Genomic DNA, 15,352 nt, shown 5'->3' with positions numbered 1-15,352 from the left:
GGGAACCGCCGCACTATACGGTGGATGCGGAAACAGCGTCCCACGCATGGCGCTGGTATCCCGGGCGACACTACTTACTATTGGTAGTTAGTGAACTCCGGACATGCCCCATGCACACCCTCATCGTTACCGCCCACCCTGAACCCGGCGCGTTGACCCATGCCATCGCCAGGCGCATCGGCGAAGCCATCACCGCGTCGGATGCCGCCAACAGCGTGACCCACGCCGATCTGATGGCTGAAGGCTTCGATCCGCGCTTCAACATGCAGGACCAGGCGCTGTTCCGTGGCACCGGCGCGACTCCGGCTGACGTCGCCGCCGAGCAGGCGCGGCTGCAGGCTGCCGACACGCTGGTACTGGTCTATCCCCTGTACTGGTGGTCCTTCCCCGCGCTGCTGAAGGGCTGGATCGATCGTGTGTTCACCCAAGGCTGGGCCTACCAGGACGGCGCCGATGGCAAGGTGCAGAAAAAGCTGCAGCGGTTGGGCGTGCATCTGGTCGGCATCGGCGGGGCTGGCGCGGACATGATCGAACGGCGCGGCTACGGTGCGGCGATGAAGACCCAGATCGACATGGGCATCTTCGACTACTGCGGCGCGCGCGTGCTGTCGTCCGACCTGCTGCTGGACGCCGATTCCGGTGCAGCCGAAGCGCATCTGCAGACCGCGCTGGCGATCGGCCGTAAAATCGGTGCTCCGATGCGCTGACCGCCGTGCTCCACCGATGCCTGCCAACGCCGCTCCCACGCGCCGCCGATTGACCCGCGAGCAACGCGCCCGCCAGTTGCTGGACGTGGCCTGGGCGCTGGTCGGCGACGAAGGCACCGACGCATTGACGCTGGGGCGGCTGGCCGAGGCGGCCGGTGTGACCAAACCGGTGGCCTATGATCACTTCGTGACCCGCAACGGGCTGCTGGCCGCGCTCTACGATGACTATGACGGGCGGCAGACGGTGGTCTTCCACGAGCGTATCGGCCGTGCCAGGGCGCAGCTGGCCGATCGTGCAGCGGCCATCGCCTCCGGCTACATCGACTGCGTCCTCAGCCAGGGCAGTGAAGTGCAGGGCATCCTCGCTGCGCTGGTGGGCGCGCCGGAACTCCATGAAGTGCGTCGGCGCTACCAGCAGGACTTCATCGACAACTGCGACACCTGGCTGGGCCCGTTTGCGGCCGATGGCACGGTCCCCCTGGCCGGACGCTGGGCGATTCTCGGTGCGGCCGAAGCCCTGTCCGAAGCCGTGGCGGCAGGCGCGCTGGACAAGGTCGGCGCCGAGGCCGAGCTGCAGCGCTTGATCGTGGCGACGGTCAAGCGACGCTGATCCGCTCAGGCGTCGGCGGTGGTGTCGTCCAGCGCCGCAAACCCGGCGGCCAGCCGCTCGCGCACAAGGGCATCGCGTGCGTCGCGGCTTTCAGCGCCCAGCACCACGGTGATCAGGCGTACCGGCAGGTTCCGCCCGGGCACAGCCCGGCAGGCAGTGGCGGCCAGGCAGAAGCCTGCGGCCTGGGTGTAGCCGGTCTTCAATCCATCCACGCCGTCTTCGCCAAGCAGGGCGTTCTGGTTGCTGCGGCTGAAGCGGCCATGCGCGAACGTGCGCAGCGCGGTGATTGCCAGGATCTGCGGATGGTCATTCAGCAGGCAGGCGGCGAGTACCGCCATGTCGCGCGCGCTGGAGGCATGGTGCGGGGTGGTGATGCCGGACACGCTGGCGAACCGCGTGCTGCGCAGGCCAAGCTGGCGCGCGTGCCAGTTCATGCGGCCCAGGAACGCAGGCTGTGATCCGTCCAGATGGCGTGCGATGGCCAGCGCCGCATCATTGCCGGAGACGATCATCAACCCTTCCAGCAGGCGCGCCAGCGTGACCGTTTCGCCGGGCACCAGGCCCATGCGTGTTTCATCATCGGCTACGGCATGCACATCCTCGGCGGCGATGGTGACCGCCTGGTCCCACGTGCCACCGTTCTCTTCGACGCATCCGTAAGCGGCGTAGGCGGTCATCAGCTTGGTCAGCGAGGCCGGTTGCCGCGCGATGTCCGCGTTGTGCTGGTGGACCACCGCGAAGGTTGCCGCGTCCAGGGTGATGGACGAGACCGGCAGGTGGGCAGGCGCAGGAGCAGGCATGGTGGCGGTGATGACAGCGACAGCCAGCAAGGATAGTCCGCAGCGGCTGCATGAAGCCGTACTGCCAAAGCCCTGCGGCGCCCACCGCAACGCCTGGTTGCGCCCGGGCTGCAGTGGAGGCAGCCTGCGCACATGCAGCCGCATATCCGCATCGACGGTCGTGTCTTCGCCTACGTCTTCCCCTGTGCGTGGGAGGACTACGCGAAGATCGGCTTTTCACGCGATCCGCTCGGGCGCATCAGCGCATTGCACCGGCGCTGGTTCGAGTTCTTCGACCTTGATGCCGGTACGCTGGTGGAAGCGGAGAGCGAGCGCGATGCGCGTGATCTGGAGCTGCAGCTGCGTTCGCCGTTCAAGGCGCACCGCGCGCCGGCGCCGATGACGGTTCAGGACAAGGCCGGAGGTCGCACCGAATGGGTGCGTGGTGCCAACCAGGCGTTGTCGCTCGCGGTTGATGCGTTGGGCGCACAGGGCTATCGCTGTTTCCAGCTCAAGGCTTGGCTGCAGGCCGCCCAGCGCCTGCGCATGGACCGGCTGCACGACTGGGCGGCGGTGCAGCTTCCGGAAGAGGATGGCCTGCGCATGCCCGGTGGCCCCGGCGAGCGCGTGCTGCGTGACACCCTCGACGGTTGCCGGGCGCTGGATATCGACCCAATGCCATGGCTGCCTGAACACGTCCAGCGTTGGTATGCAGGTTGAGCCGTGTTCAACGGCCACGCGGTTTCTGAACCGGCGCGGCCGGTTGCGGCGCACCCGTGGGGGAGCCGGTGGACGGGCGGGCCAGCTGCCGGGCCAGTTCGGCGTTGGCCACGTGGCCCTGCAGGAACAACAGGCTGCCGTAGATGTTCATGAGCGTCCCTCCACTTGAGTGGATTGCACGATACGGGCAGCATGGACGCGGAAAAAGCGACATTTCCGCAAGCATGCCTTGAGAGGAATTCAAGCCTGATGTCCCGTCCGCCCCTTCACGCCCTGCAGGGCTTCGTGGCCGCCGCGCGGCTGGGCAACCTGTCACGCGCAGCGGCGTCGATGAGCCTGACCGTCAGTGCGCTCAGCCATCAGATGCGCCAGCTGGAAGAGCGGCTGGGGCAGCCACTGCTGGTCCGCCAGCCACGCGGCGTCACCCTCACCCTGGAAGGGCAGCGCCTGCTCGACCAGGTCGGCCCGCATCTGGATGCGATCAACGAGGCCTTCCAGCCCTATGCCGCACGCGCCGAGCACGTGCTGACGATCAGCGCGGTACCGTCGATGGCGTCGGCGTGGCTGGTGCCGCGCTTGGGGCACTTCGTTGCCGAGCATCCACAGATCGAGATCAACCTGCAGTCGAGTGAACGCCTGATTGACTTCGAGCGACAGCGCCAGTTCGACGCCGCGCTGCGGCTGGGCAGCGGGCAGTGGCCGGGCCTGGTGGTGGAGCCGCTGTTCGACGAGTGGCTGCTGCCGATGGCCAGCCCGGCGCTGATCGAACGCATGGGAGGGATCGACCGCGTGCCGCTGAACCAGTGGCCGCTGCTGGGGGATCCCGATGGCGCGTGGGGCGCCTGGTTCGCGCTGAGTGGGCAGAACCCGCCGCCGCGCTTCGTGGCGGTGCTGGATGATTCGGAGGCGCATCACCGTGCGGCGCTGGACGGGGTGGGCGTAGCGCTGGGACGGGTGACGCGGGCGCGCCTGCTGCTGGATTCGGGCCAACTGGTGGCGCTGTCCAGCCTGCGACTGAAAACCGCCTGGCCGCATTGGCTGGTCTACCCGCAGCGCTCGGCCCGCCATCGCGGCTTCCTGGCCTTCCGCGACTGGCTGCACGCTCAGGCGGCCGAGCACGTCCGGCACATGGCAGACGCGCATTTATAGCGTCGAGCCATGCTCGACTGCGTGTGTCCGGCAGTCACCGTACCAACGTAACCGCCTGCCCGGCACGGGCGAAGGCTTCGCCCAGCAACGAGCCTGCCTTGATCGCCTCCACTTCCTCGAACAGCGCCTGCAATGCATCGGCCGGGCGCGAGGCCGGCGCCGCGACCGCCTGCTGGATCACGGTGAAACGGTCGGCCAGCACGCGGTGGCCGGGATGCGCCTGCGCCCAGGCGGCCAGCGGCTGGCGCACGCCGGCGGCGGCATCCAGGCGCTGCAGATCGAACAGGGTGATGGCAGCGGCCGACGTCTCGGCCCGCTCGATCATGGCGTGGCGCAGTTCGCGGCTGAGGAACAGGTCGTAGGCGGCGCCACGACCGACCGCGATGCGCAGGCCATCGCGGTCCAGGTCGGCCACCTGCTGCGCAGGGCTGTCCTCGCGCACCAGGTAGGTGCCTTCGATCTCCACATAGGGGGCGCTGAAGGCGATGCGGTCGGCGCGCGCCGGATCGATGGCCAGGAAGGCCAGGTCCCAGGCATCCTTGCTGGCTGCAGCGACCACCGCGGCCGCGGCGTCGTGGCAGGTGAAGCGTGCCTGCACGCCCATGCGCTGCGCCAATGCCGTGGCCAGTTCCAGTGACGGCCCGCGCGGTGAGCGCGCGTCCCCCTGCGCCAGTACTGGATTGCCCAGGTTGATGGCCACGCGCAGGAAGCCCAGCGGTGCCAGCGCACCACGATGATCGGCCAGGGACATGCAGGACTCCGCGGGGAAAGGGCGGTCCAGCATGCCAGTACGGACCTGCAAGGCAGTGTCAGCATCCGGTTATCCTGCGGACATGAACCCCATCCTGCACGTCGAGATACCGGTCACTGACCTGGGCCGGGCCATCACGTTCTACCAGCACTGGCTGCAGGTGGCGGTGGACGAACCGATCCTGCTGCACGACTGCAGGATGGCCTACCTGCCGTTTGCCGATGAGGCCACCGGTGCCAGCATGGCGCTGGTGCGGGGGGCCGACTATCTGCCCTCCGTCCACGGTGCGCGCATCTACATCGGGGTTGACGACCTGGATGCCAGCCTCGAGCGTGCGCTGCAGGCCGGGGCCGAGCTGCGCTTCGGCCCGGCCGATGCCGGTGACTGGCGCGTGGCCGAGATCGCCGACAGCGAAGGCAATCGCATTGCGCTGCAGGCGCGCGTGGTTCTGTAGGGCCGAGCCCATGCTCGGCTGCTGTTGACCCAGCCGCCAACGCTCATCCGAGCATCGGCCCGGCTCTACACCGTGGCCGAGCGTGAGCGCTGCAGCCAGTCGTTGATCGCCGGGTCCAGCCGTGGGTCGTCCGGCAGCTGCATGCCGAAGCGCTGCTGCAACACTTCGCGCACGTCGCCCACATCGCGCAGCGGACGCTTGTCCGGTGCCTGGCCGGGACGGTACTCGGTGTAGTTGCCACTGCCGATGGTGCGTCGCCAGTCCGGCCCGGTCAGGGATGCGCGCAGCTGGCCGGGGAAACTGGAATCGGGATGGGTGCACACGTACCAGTTGCCCACGACGTTGTCGATCGGTGCCGGCGCGTGCAGGTCGAAGCGATACATCGCCCGCCAGCCATCGCCGGACTCGGCGGACAGCACGAAATCCCCCTCGCCGGGCAGGCGCTGCAACAGGAAGCGCTCGTGGGGCGTGGCCTGCGGCTGCGGATCATGCAGCCGCAGCGGCACGGTCGGGGTCAGGCTGCCGAAACCGGCATCCACCAGCCAGTCATCGCCGTCCACCTGCACGCGCAGCAGCAGGTGGGTGCGTGCGGTCAGTTCGCCGTCCTGGGCGGCCAGCAGCACGCGCGCGCTCAACGGCTGTGCATCGAAGCCCAGCGCCTGCAGCAGTGCCAGCAGGCCGCCATTGAGTTCGAAGCAGTAGCCGCCACGACGGTCGTCGAGCAGCTTGCGCTGCACGCTGTCCAGGTCGATCGGTACTGCATCGCGCAGCAGGCAGCTGAGGGTTTCGAACGGAAGCAGTGCGTTGTGGCGCTGCTGCAGCAGGGTCAGGCCCGCCAGCGTCAGCGGTGGCGGTGCATCCAGCTTCAGGCGTTGCAGGTAGCGGGGGACATCGAGCGTCGTCATGCGCGCGCCGGGCGGGGGAGGGAGATCTACTGTGCTCTCCCAACCGGGGTTGAGGTCAAGCATTGCGCGGGTGTCATCCCCCCGTCGCCTGTGCCGGGTACAAAGGCCGCGTCCGCCAGCAATCGGTGGGAGTGAACCAGGAGCGCCCTAAAGTTGCGCCATTTCCCGCCGATACAGGTGCGTCCTTCCGCCTGGAGCCTGTCATGTCGGCCGTCGTCCCCCACCTCCGGTCCCTGCGCATGCGGCTTGCCGCACTGCGCTCGGCGTCCCCCGGCCTGCTGCTGTGGCTGCAGCCGCATCGGCTCAGTGTGGCCAGCAAGCTCAAGGCGACCCTGTGGGTCTGTGGGCTGGGCCTGATCGCGATCGCCGCCGTCTACGCCTGGACCGGCCATGCCAGCACGCAGGCGGCGCGCAGCCAGGCCAGCTACCAGCACGGCAGCGATCTGGCCGCGAGCGTGGCCACGCGGGTGGCCGAGGCGCGTCGTCTGCAGACCCAGTATGCACGTAGTTTCGACGATGCCGACCGCGCGCAGCTGCTGGCGACGCAGAAGGCGCTCCAGGCCGATCTTCAGACGCTGCGCGCGATGCCGATGGATCCCGGCTGGCGCGAGGCGCTGCAGGCACTGACCGAAGCCGCCGGCGCGTTCTCGCAGGGTGTGGCCGCCCTGTTCGAACGCGTCGATGAGATGGGTCGTGGCGATGCCGGCCTCGCCGCGCAATTGCAGCAGGCCGCCGACGCCCTGCAGGCGCAGGTGGATGCGTTGCAGCGGCCTTCGTTGGCGTTGTCCCTGCAGAAGATGCGCCGACAGGAGGCACTGCTGCTGCTCGATGGCGACTCCACCCATGCCGACCGTGCGAGCGAAGAAAAGCTGCCGTTCGATCTCGCACTGGTGGGCCTGCCGACCGATGCGCAGGATGCCCTTCGCAACGGCATGGAGGCCTATCAGGCCGCATTGCTGGGCTATACCGCCGCCCGCGTGGGCCTGGATGTAGAGGCGCAATCGCTGCTGGATACCGCCGCCGGCGTGGCGCCGGCGCTGGCCGCCTTCCAGCAGGCCCAGGTGGCGGCGCTGGCCAAGGCACAGGCGCGCCAGCAGGCCGGCGCACGCACCATGAGCGTGCTGTTCGCGGTGACCCTGCTGCTGGTCGCCGGTGTGTTGATCACCAGCCTGGTGCTGGTGCGGCGTGCGGTGCGCCAGCCGATCCAGGACACCCTGCGCTTCGCCAGCGACATCGCCGACGACCGACTCGACACCACCCTGCGCGTCTACAACGCCAACGATGAAATCGGCCAGCTGGCGCAGCGCCTGGTCGACATGCAGCAGCGCCTGCGCGCGCGCATCGAGACCGAGCGTGCCGTGGCGCGCGGCAACACCCGTGTGCGGCAGGCATTGGACAGTGCGCAGACCGGGCTGATGGTGATCGATGCCGAGGGCCAGGTGGCCTACGTCAATCCGGCACTGCTGCAGCAACTCGAGCGCGAGGCCGAAGATCTGGTGGGCAGCGATGCCTTGCGCCTGCATCCGGCGCTGGCCAGCCTGGCCGGCGCGCGCCAGCGCGAGGAGCGCGAGATCGGCCATGCCGGCGTGCGCTACCAGCTGATTGCCAACCCCATCATCGACGAAGGGCAGTTCCTCGGCGTAGCGGTGGAATGGCGCAGTCGTGCGCTGGAGACGCTGCTGGAAACCGAGGTCGCTGCCCTGGTCGATGCTGCAGCACGCGGCGACCTGCATGGCCGTATCGTGCTGGAGGGCAAGCAGGGCTTCGTGCGCACCTTGTCGACCAGCATCAATCGCCTGCTGGCCACCTTTGAAACCAACCTTGGTGACCTGCAGGCACTGCTGGCTGCGCTGGCCTGCGGCGACCTCAGCGTGCGCATGGAGGGGGACCTGCAGGGCGTGTTCGCGCGCATGCGCGACGATGCCAATGCCACCGTCGCGCAGCTGGGCCGCATCGTCACCCGCATCCAGCAGGCCACCTCCAGCCTGGATACCGGCGTTGGCGAGATCGTCGCCGGCCATCACGATCTGTCGCGGCGCACCGAGCAGCAGGCCGCCAACCTGGAAGAGACCGCGGCGTCGATGCAGGAGCTGACCGATACCGTCGGCCGCAACGCCGATGCCGCAGGCCGCGCCGATGCACTGGTGCAGGGCGCGGCGGCGGTGGCCCAGCGGGGTGGCGAGGCGGTCGGCCAGGTGGTCGCGACCATGCATGGCATCAGCGAAGCCTCGCGACGGATCGGCGACATCACCCAGTTGATCGACGGCATCGCCTTCCAGACCAACATCCTTGCCCTCAATGCGGCGGTGGAAGCGGCGCGTGCCGGCGAGCAGGGCCGCAGCTTCGCCGTGGTGGCCGCCGAAGTGCGCCTGCTGGCGCAGCGCAGTGCCGAGGCGGCCAAGCAGATCAAGGGGCTGATCGAGGATTCGGTGGCGCGTGTCGGCCAGGGCAACCAGCAGGCCGCGCAGGCCGGCACCACGATGGGCGAGATCGTCGGCAGCGTGCAGCAGCTGGCCGAGCTGCTGGCAGGTATCCGCAGTGCGTCGCAGGACCAGCATGCGGGCATCGCACAGGTGAACCAGACCATCGTGCAGATGGAAGCCAGCACCCAGCGCAACGCCAGCCTGGTGGAAGAGGCCGGTGCCTCCACGGCGCAGATGCAGGCGCAGGTGCGTGCCTTGGCAGAAGCCGTGGGCGCGTTCCGCTTGCAGTCGATGCCGCAGGCGCGCGCGGCGGCCTAGTCAGCCGAGCGTGGGCTCGGCGCTACATCGGCTGCACGAACACTGTAGAGCCGAGCCCATGCTCGGCTCACACCAGCGTTCGGCGGCAGGAATCAATACACGTCGCGGCGGTAGCGCCCGTTTTCCAGCAGCGTTTCCACCGCTTCATCACCCAGCGCGGTTCGCAGCACCTGGTCCACGCCTTCGGCCATGCCCTGCAACGACCCACAGACATGGACCACCGCACCACGGTGCATCCAGTCGCGCAGCGCATCGACGGCCGCACGCAGGCGATCCTGCACGTAACCACCCTCGCCATCGCGCGAGAACGCCAGGTCCACCCGCGTGAGATGGCCATTGGCCTGCCAGGCTTCGATCTCGTCGGCGAACAGGAAGTCGTGTGCGCGCTGGCGTTCACCGAACAGCAGCCAGTGCCCGCGCTCGCCTGCGTGGGCAGCTTCGCGCAACAGGCTGCGCAGCCCGGCGATGCCGGTGCCGTTGCCGATCAGCACCATCGGCGCGCCGCTGACGCGATGGAAACCGGGGTTGCGATGCACGCGGGCGACGATGCCGGCACCGATCGGTGCATGCAACGACAGCCAGCCCGAGCCCAACCCGGCGCGACCGGAGGCGTCATGCACCAGCCGCACCACCAGCTCCACCACGCCATCATCCGTGCAGGAGGCGATCGAATACTCGCGGCTGGGCAGCAGCGGCAGCCCGGCCAGCCACAGGCAGGCATCCTGCACCGCCAGCGCGGCATCGGCCTCGGGCAGCTCGCGTTCACTGGCCAGCGCCAGCAGCGTGCGCGGATGGCCATCGACCAGCAGGGGCTGCAGCGGATCCAGACCGTGTCCCTTCAGCACGGCACCGGCATGCCGCGCGTTGTGGCGGGGTGCGATGTGCAGGATGTCACCCGCCTGCCACTGCACGTCGGCCGGTGCGGCAAGACGGATACGCCAGATGGCTCCGCCGACGCTGCCCGGGTTGAGGTGGTCGCGGCCGAGCAGGCGCCACTCATGCATCTGCGTAGCCGCAGGCAGCACGCTGTCATCGGTGACGATGCCGGTGAGCGTACCCAGCTGCTGCTGCCATTGGCGCAATGCCGGCACCGAAGCGGCATCGACATCGATGCGCTCGAACAGCGGGCGCGCGCCGTTGCCGATCAGCCAGCCATCGAACTGGCGGCCGAAGCCGCAGTAATGCGGGTACTGGCGGTCGCCCAGCGCGAGCAGGCCGAACTGCAGGCGCGACAGGTCCAAGCGTTGTGCGAGCAGCAGCCGCGCCGCGCGGCGCGTGGCATCCGGTGGCTCGCCGTCGCCGAACGTGCTCAGCACGAGCAGCGCCTGGGAGGTGGCCTGCAGCGTCGCGGCATCGACGCGGGCCAGCGATAGCACCTGCACCGCATGACCGGACGCCTGCAGCTGCGCGGCCGCACGCCACGCCAGTTGTTCGCCCAGTCCGCTCTGGCTGGCATGCACCACCAGCCACGGCGGACCACGGCCATCGGTGGTCGTGGCCGGCAGCGCGCGGCGCAGCCCTCGCGCTGCACGCTGGCTGCGGCGGCGGTCCAGGTACAGCATCCAGCCGGTGATGAAGAACAGGCTCATGCCCAGGCTGCTGAGCATCACCACCACGCGCCCGGGCACACCGAAGTAGCTGCCCGAATGCAGCGCGAACACGCTGGTGGCCAGCTGTCCGCCCGCGCCCTGGCGTGCGTACGGGCGGGCATCGAGAACCGCGCCGCTGGCCGGATCGAGCTGCAGCAGGTCATGCGCACGGTCGTGGTGGCCGCCGCGCTGCGACGGATCACCGGCCATCACCCGCACGTTCAGCGCCTGCCCCGGCTTCTCCGGCAGGCGCAGGTCGATGAAGCCGGTGCGCACGCCGGGTAGCGCGTACAGCGTGGCCTCGATGCGATGGACGTCCAGTGCCGCGTCGGCGGCAACCGTGTGCTTTGCCGCCGGCGCCACACCGAGCAGCGTGTTGGCCGCGTTGCGGTACCAGTCGAACGACCACCACAGGCCGGTCAGCGCACTCATCAGGTAGATCAGCAGCACCCAGGTGCCGACCACCGAGTGCAGGCTCCACAGGAAGCCTCGGCCGCTGCGCGTCCACTCCACCGCCAGCCAGCTGCGCCAGTGCCACCAGCGTCGTGGCCAGCGCAGGTAGAGACCGGACAGGGTGAAGAACAGCAGCGCGATTGCACAGCTGCCGGTGATCCACTTGCCGCGCTCACCGGCAGCGAGGTGGCGATGCAGGTCCTCGACGACGTCGAAGAATGCCTGCCCGCGCAGGGCGCTGAAGCGCTCGCCGCTGTACGGATCGAAGTACACCCAGTGTTCCTTGCCGCCGGCAAAGCGCGCGACCGACGGCCGCTGTCCGGTGGCATCCACGCGCAGGCGTTGCAGGGGACGCTCGCTGCCAGCCTGCAGCAACGGCACCAGTTCGCTGAGTGCAAGGGGATGCTGGCCGTCCGCATGGTGCTCGGCGATCTCAGCGAAGCCAGGATTGGCCGCGCGCAGCAGCTCGTCCTCGAAGGACAGCATGGCGCCGCTGAGGCCCATCAGGGCCAGGACGGCACCGGCGGTAATGCCCAGCAGCCAATGCAGTTGGAACAGGACGTTCTTGAACATCGAAGGAGAGGGGCCCGGGAGGCTGCCGCCCGCATCCTGCGCAACAGCAAATGAGAATTAGTCGCGGAATTCTCCGTGGCGCCCTGCCTGCGGTCAAGCAGGGGTTGCCGGCCGGGCTGCGCCCGGCACCCGCGGTAGTGCCGGCCTGGCCGGCAACCTCAGAAGCAACAGCCGAAGCAACAGCGGGTTTCCTGTGAGGAAGCGGGGCGGGTCCGGTTGCGGGGGACGGCGCAAGTACGTCCCTGTAGCCTTGGCCGCGGCATCCATGCCGCGGACACCCCCTCAACCGGACCCACCCCGCCTTCGACAGTTTCCTGCGATCTGTCGGAACGACGTTCTGCTTTGGTGGGTGCCGACCGTTGGTCGGCACGGGGTCTGATTCCGTTCTGAATATCGATATCTGACAGATGTGTCGACCAAGGTCGACACCTACCAACAGCCGCCGGAATCTGTCGAAGGTGGGGCGGTGTGGCTGTGCAGGACCGTTGGCGCCATGGATGGCGCCATCGAGCCCCCACGGACGGGTTTACGGCGTGTCCTGCACGGCCACAGCGCCCCGCCATCCCACGGAAAGCCCGCTTTGGCTGTTGCCGTTGCATTGAGCAGGGTGCAGGGCTGCAAGCCCTGCAAAAACACCCTCACTTCACCCAGCCGTCGATCTCGCCGTGGGCGAACGGCCCCAGCTTTGCCTTCACCCGCCGTCCCTGTGCATCGAACAGCACGCTGTAGGGCAGCAGGCCCTGCGTATTGCCCAGCTGCACGCTGGCATCGCGTGGCCCCGGCGTCTCGACCACGATCGGGTAGTCCACCGGCACCCGCAGCAGGAAAGCGCGCACGTCGTCCGGAGCATCCAGCGCAATGCCCAGCACCTGCACACCGTTGTCGCCCTGGGCTTCGGCGAAGCGGGCCAGTTCGGGCATCTCTTCCACGCAGGGCGCACACCAGCTGGCCCAGACATTGATCAGCAGCGGCCGGCCGGCGAAGCGGGCGCGCAGGTCCAGCGGCTGTTCCGCCAGGTCCGGCAGGATCAGCGCCGGCAAGGGATCACCCACCTGCAGGGCAGGCTTCACGGCCGTCGCTGTGGAAGCCGTCGTTGGCGCGGCCGGTGCAGACGGGCCGGGTGAGAATCGATGCCCGGCCCACAGGCCGAGGCCGGCGGCCAGCACCGCTGTCCACAGCAGCGCTGGCCGTTGCCACTTCATCGTGCGGTGCGCAGCAGCGCTTCCTCGACCACCGCCTGGGTCAACAGGGTCGGCAGCACGGTCGGCGGCGCCCCCGGGCCGTACACCACGTACAGCGGCACGCCCACGGCCTTGTGCTCTTCAAGGAACGTGGTGATCTGCGGGTCGACGTTGGTGTAGTCACCGCGCATGTACACCGCGTTGGTGCGCTTGAGCAGTTCCTTGAACTCCGGCCGCGACAGCACGGCACGTTCATTGGCCTTGCAGCTCACGCACCAGTCGGCAGTCATGTTGACGAACACCACGCGGTTGTCCGCACGCAGGCGGTCCAGCAACTGCGGCGAATACTCGACCACGTTCTCGCTGGCGGCCTGTGCGGCCCGCGCCGGTGGTGCCAGCTGGGTCACGCCCCAGGCAGGAACCAGCGCGCCGATCGCCAGCAGCACGCCGAGCAGGGTCACCGCACGCGAGCCGGTCCAGCGATTGCGCTCGAACAGCCACAGGCCGAAGGCGAACAGCAGCAGGCCACCCAGCACCAGTGCCATGCCGTCCACGCCGCGCTGTTTGCCCAGCACCCACAGCAGCCACAGCGCGGTGGCATACATCGGGAAGGCCAGCACGTGCTTGAGCGTTTCCATCCACGGGCCGGGCTTGGGCAGGCGGCGTGCCAGCGCCGGCACGAAGCCGATCAGCAGGAACGGCAGCGCCAGGCCCAGGCCGAGGAACAGGAATACGGTCATCGCCTTCAGCGGCGGGGCAATGAACGCGTAGGCGATCGCCCCGCCCATGAACGGGCCGACGCAGGCGCTGCCGACCAGGCAGGCCAACGCACCGGTGAAGAAATCGCCGGCCGGCCCGCTGCGGCTGGCCAGCGACTGGCCGAGGTTGCCGATGCCACCGCCGAGGGTAAACACGCCGGACAGGCTCAGGCCCACCGCGAACATGATGTAGGCCAGCGCCGCCACCACGCCCGGGTGCTGCAGCTGGAAGCCGATGCCGACGGCGTTGCCGATCGCGCGCAGGCCCACCATCAGCGCGCCGATCACCGCGAACGCGACCAGCACGCCCAGCGTGTACCAGAGGGCATGGCTGCGTGCCCGCTCAGGGCTTTCGCCACTCTGCGCCAGGCTCAGCACCTTCAGCGACAGGATCGGCAGCACGCAGGGCATCAGGTTCAGCACCAGGCCACCGGCCAGCGCCAGCAGCAGCACCCACACGAACGAACGGTCCGGGTTCGGGGTTGTCGCCGGTGGGCGCGTGCGCAGTGCGTTGCCATCGCGCGCGTCGGCGGCGAACTCATTGCGCGCACCCTCACTGCCGCTGGCGGCGGGAGTGGCAATGCCGTCGTTGGGGACGGTCGGCAGCAGGCGCAACGGTGCGCCGTTGGCGGATTCACGTGGCACGCCGGCGGCGGGCAGCGGGCTGATCACCTCGTTGCGCGCTGGCGCCTGGTCAATGCTGGCGGACAGCTTGCCAGCGGGAATCGACAGCTTCACCCGGCGGGTCATCGGCGGGTAGCAGATGCCATCGGTCTGGCAGCCCTGGAAGGTCACCACCAAGGTGCTGTCGACGGCATCAGTGACAGTGCGGCGCAGCGGCAGCGGCACTTCCACCTGGTTGAAGTAGACCGAGACATCGCCGAAGTGCTCGTCGCGATGCGATTGCGCGGCCGGCCAGCGCGGCTTGCCGGCCAGCACGCCGGCGCTGCCTTCCAGCTTCAGCGAGGTGCGGTCGCGATACAGGTAATAGCCGGGCGCTGGGCTGAAGCGCAGCAGCAGGGTGTTGCCGTCACTGGCGATGGCATCGAAGCCGAACGCCTGTTCCGACGGCAGCGGCAGGGCCTGGCTGTTGTTGGCCGCGCCCGGCAGGCGCAGGCCACCGCTGTTGCCGGCACCGGCCAGCGGGTTGTTGAACGGGTTGGCCGCACCGGCACGCGCGGCAGGCACCGCCGCCGCCGCACCGGCGCCCGGCAGGGTGACCTGCACCACGCGCTTCTGCGGCGGGTAGCAGACACCGGCATCGGCGCAGCCCTGGTAACGCACTTCCAGGCTGATGGTGCCGGCAGCCTCGGACGGCGTGCCGGGCAGGGTGGCCTGCAGGCGCTCGCGATAGGTCTCGACTTCGCCGAAGAAATCGTCGTGGTGCTTGTCGCCCTTGGGCATCTGCAGCGCGCCGGCATTGAAGGCCGGGTCGGCCTTGACGCTGGTGCGGTGGCGATAAAGGTAATAGCCCGGTGCGATCTTGAACTGCAGTTGCACCTGGCCCCGTTCGGGGGCACTGGCGGTCAGCGCGAACGCCTGGTCCACCGGCAGCAGGTCCTTCTCATCCAGCGCGAAGGCCGGCAGCGAGAGCCACAACAGGGCGCACAAGGCGGCGCCGCGCGCAAACAGAGTCTTCAATCAGTGTCCTCCCGGGTCTGTGCCCGGATCCAGTCCAGATACGCCGGCAGGCCGGCCCGGGTTTCGACCGCGATGCACTCCGGGAGTTCATACGGATGCAGTGCGACGATCCGGGCAATTGCGTCATCGACGCGGCTCGCGGTGGTTTTCACCAGCAGCTGCAGTTCGGCGTCGGTGGTCACCTCCCCCTGCCAGCGGTAGGTCGACTGCGCGCCATCGAGGCGGGTCACGCATGCCGCCAGGCGCTCGCCGACCAGCGCGTGCGCGATGCGCTCGGCACTGGCCCGGTCCGGGCAGGTGGTCAACAGCAGCAGGACGGGATCGACGGTCGACATGACCGC

General features: G+C 68.9%; 14 protein-coding genes. 6 read left to right on the top strand and 8 right to left on the bottom strand.

Annotated elements, in window-relative coordinates; all coding sequences use genetic code 11:
• The first annotated feature begins 110 nt into the window (after window positions 1-110).
• Together AC5P56_RS02050 and AC5P56_RS02045 are read left to right on the top strand one after the other, a co-directional pair.
• Window positions 111-707 carry an NAD(P)H-dependent oxidoreductase gene (locus tag AC5P56_RS02050; RefSeq protein WP_049407909.1) on the top strand — a complete coding sequence of 199 codons (597 nt, stop codon included), beginning with the start codon at window positions 111-113 and terminating at the stop codon, window positions 705-707.
• Between the two features lie 16 nt (window positions 708-723).
• On the top strand, window positions 724-1,317 hold the full coding sequence (locus AC5P56_RS02045; protein ID WP_049439310.1) for a TetR/AcrR family transcriptional regulator: 594 nt from the start codon (window positions 724-726) through the stop codon (window positions 1,315-1,317).
• Between the two features lie 5 nt (window positions 1,318-1,322).
• On the opposite strand, the gene AC5P56_RS02040 is transcribed toward AC5P56_RS02045, so the two are convergent.
• The gene (locus tag AC5P56_RS02040; protein ID WP_134809365.1) at window positions 1,323-2,117 is read right to left on the bottom strand and encodes a D-alanyl-D-alanine carboxypeptidase family protein; all 795 of its coding nucleotides are present in this window, start codon (window positions 2,115-2,117) and stop codon (window positions 1,323-1,325) included.
• 132 nt (window positions 2,118-2,249) lie between these two features.
• On the opposite strand from AC5P56_RS02040, the gene AC5P56_RS02035 reads away from it, so the two are divergent.
• Window positions 2,250-2,816, top strand: a complete 567-nt coding sequence (locus tag AC5P56_RS02035) for a GIY-YIG nuclease family protein (protein WP_032959085.1) — start codon at window positions 2,250-2,252, stop codon at window positions 2,814-2,816.
• A gap of 7 nt (window positions 2,817-2,823) precedes the next feature.
• Here AC5P56_RS02035 and AC5P56_RS02030 read toward each other — a convergent pair whose 3' ends face one another.
• The gene (locus tag AC5P56_RS02030; protein WP_167692587.1) at window positions 2,824-2,967 is read right to left on the bottom strand and encodes a hypothetical protein; all 144 of its coding nucleotides are present in this window, start codon (window positions 2,965-2,967) and stop codon (window positions 2,824-2,826) included.
• Window positions 2,968-3,065: 98 nt separating this feature from the next.
• Here AC5P56_RS02030 and AC5P56_RS02025 point away from each other — a divergent pair, with 98 nt between their 5' ends.
• A complete protein-coding gene (locus AC5P56_RS02025; protein ID WP_032959086.1) occupies window positions 3,066-3,965 on the top strand; it encodes a LysR substrate-binding domain-containing protein in 900 nt (299 codons plus the stop codon).
• 34 nt (window positions 3,966-3,999) lie between these two features.
• Here AC5P56_RS02025 and AC5P56_RS02020 read toward each other — a convergent pair whose 3' ends face one another.
• Window positions 4,000-4,716, bottom strand: coding sequence for a transporter substrate-binding domain-containing protein (locus AC5P56_RS02020; RefSeq protein WP_014648602.1), 717 nt, complete (start codon window positions 4,714-4,716; stop codon window positions 4,000-4,002).
• 82 nt (window positions 4,717-4,798) lie between these two features.
• Between AC5P56_RS02020 and AC5P56_RS02015 the strand changes: the two genes are divergently transcribed.
• A complete protein-coding gene (locus tag AC5P56_RS02015) occupies window positions 4,799-5,170 on the top strand; it encodes a VOC family protein (RefSeq protein ID WP_014648601.1) in 372 nt (123 codons plus the stop codon).
• A gap of 65 nt (window positions 5,171-5,235) precedes the next feature.
• On the opposite strand, the gene AC5P56_RS02010 is transcribed toward AC5P56_RS02015, so the two are convergent.
• The gene (locus AC5P56_RS02010) at window positions 5,236-6,075 is read right to left on the bottom strand and encodes an arylamine N-acetyltransferase family protein (RefSeq protein WP_197574716.1); all 840 of its coding nucleotides are present in this window, start codon (window positions 6,073-6,075) and stop codon (window positions 5,236-5,238) included.
• A 203-nt stretch (window positions 6,076-6,278) separates the two neighbouring features.
• Between AC5P56_RS02010 and AC5P56_RS02005 the strand changes: the two genes are divergently transcribed.
• Complete coding sequence (locus tag AC5P56_RS02005) at window positions 6,279-8,816, top strand: methyl-accepting chemotaxis protein (RefSeq protein WP_288496612.1); 2,538 nt, start codon at window positions 6,279-6,281, stop codon at window positions 8,814-8,816.
• Window positions 8,817-8,908: 92 nt separating this feature from the next.
• Here the strand turns inward: AC5P56_RS02005 and AC5P56_RS02000 are convergent, their stop codons facing one another.
• The 4 genes from AC5P56_RS02000 to cutA form a co-directional block, all read right to left on the bottom strand.
• Window positions 8,909-11,431: a sulfite reductase flavoprotein subunit alpha gene (locus AC5P56_RS02000; RefSeq protein ID WP_288496613.1), complete on the bottom strand. Its 2,523-nt coding sequence runs from the start codon at window positions 11,429-11,431 to the stop codon at window positions 8,909-8,911.
• Window positions 11,432-12,069: 638 nt separating this feature from the next.
• A complete protein-coding gene (locus tag AC5P56_RS01995; RefSeq protein ID WP_134809363.1) occupies window positions 12,070-12,633 on the bottom strand; it encodes a TlpA family protein disulfide reductase in 564 nt (187 codons plus the stop codon).
• Entirely contained in the window at window positions 12,630-15,011 is a 2,382-nt protein-coding gene (locus AC5P56_RS01990; RefSeq protein WP_053494579.1) for a protein-disulfide reductase DsbD family protein, read from the bottom strand. The genes AC5P56_RS01995 and AC5P56_RS01990 overlap by 4 nt, the downstream gene beginning before the upstream one ends.
• Window positions 15,008-15,346, bottom strand: a complete 339-nt coding sequence (gene cutA / locus AC5P56_RS01985) for a divalent-cation tolerance protein CutA (RefSeq protein ID WP_014648595.1) — start codon at window positions 15,344-15,346, stop codon at window positions 15,008-15,010. The genes AC5P56_RS01990 and cutA overlap by 4 nt, the downstream gene beginning before the upstream one ends.
• Between the last annotated feature and the right edge of the window lie 6 nt (window positions 15,347-15,352).

Source organism: Stenotrophomonas sp. YJH_SMC_131 (genome assembly GCF_059367975.1).
The sequence above is the reverse complement of the archived record's forward strand: the minus strand, read 5'-3'. Positions and strand labels throughout refer to the sequence as shown.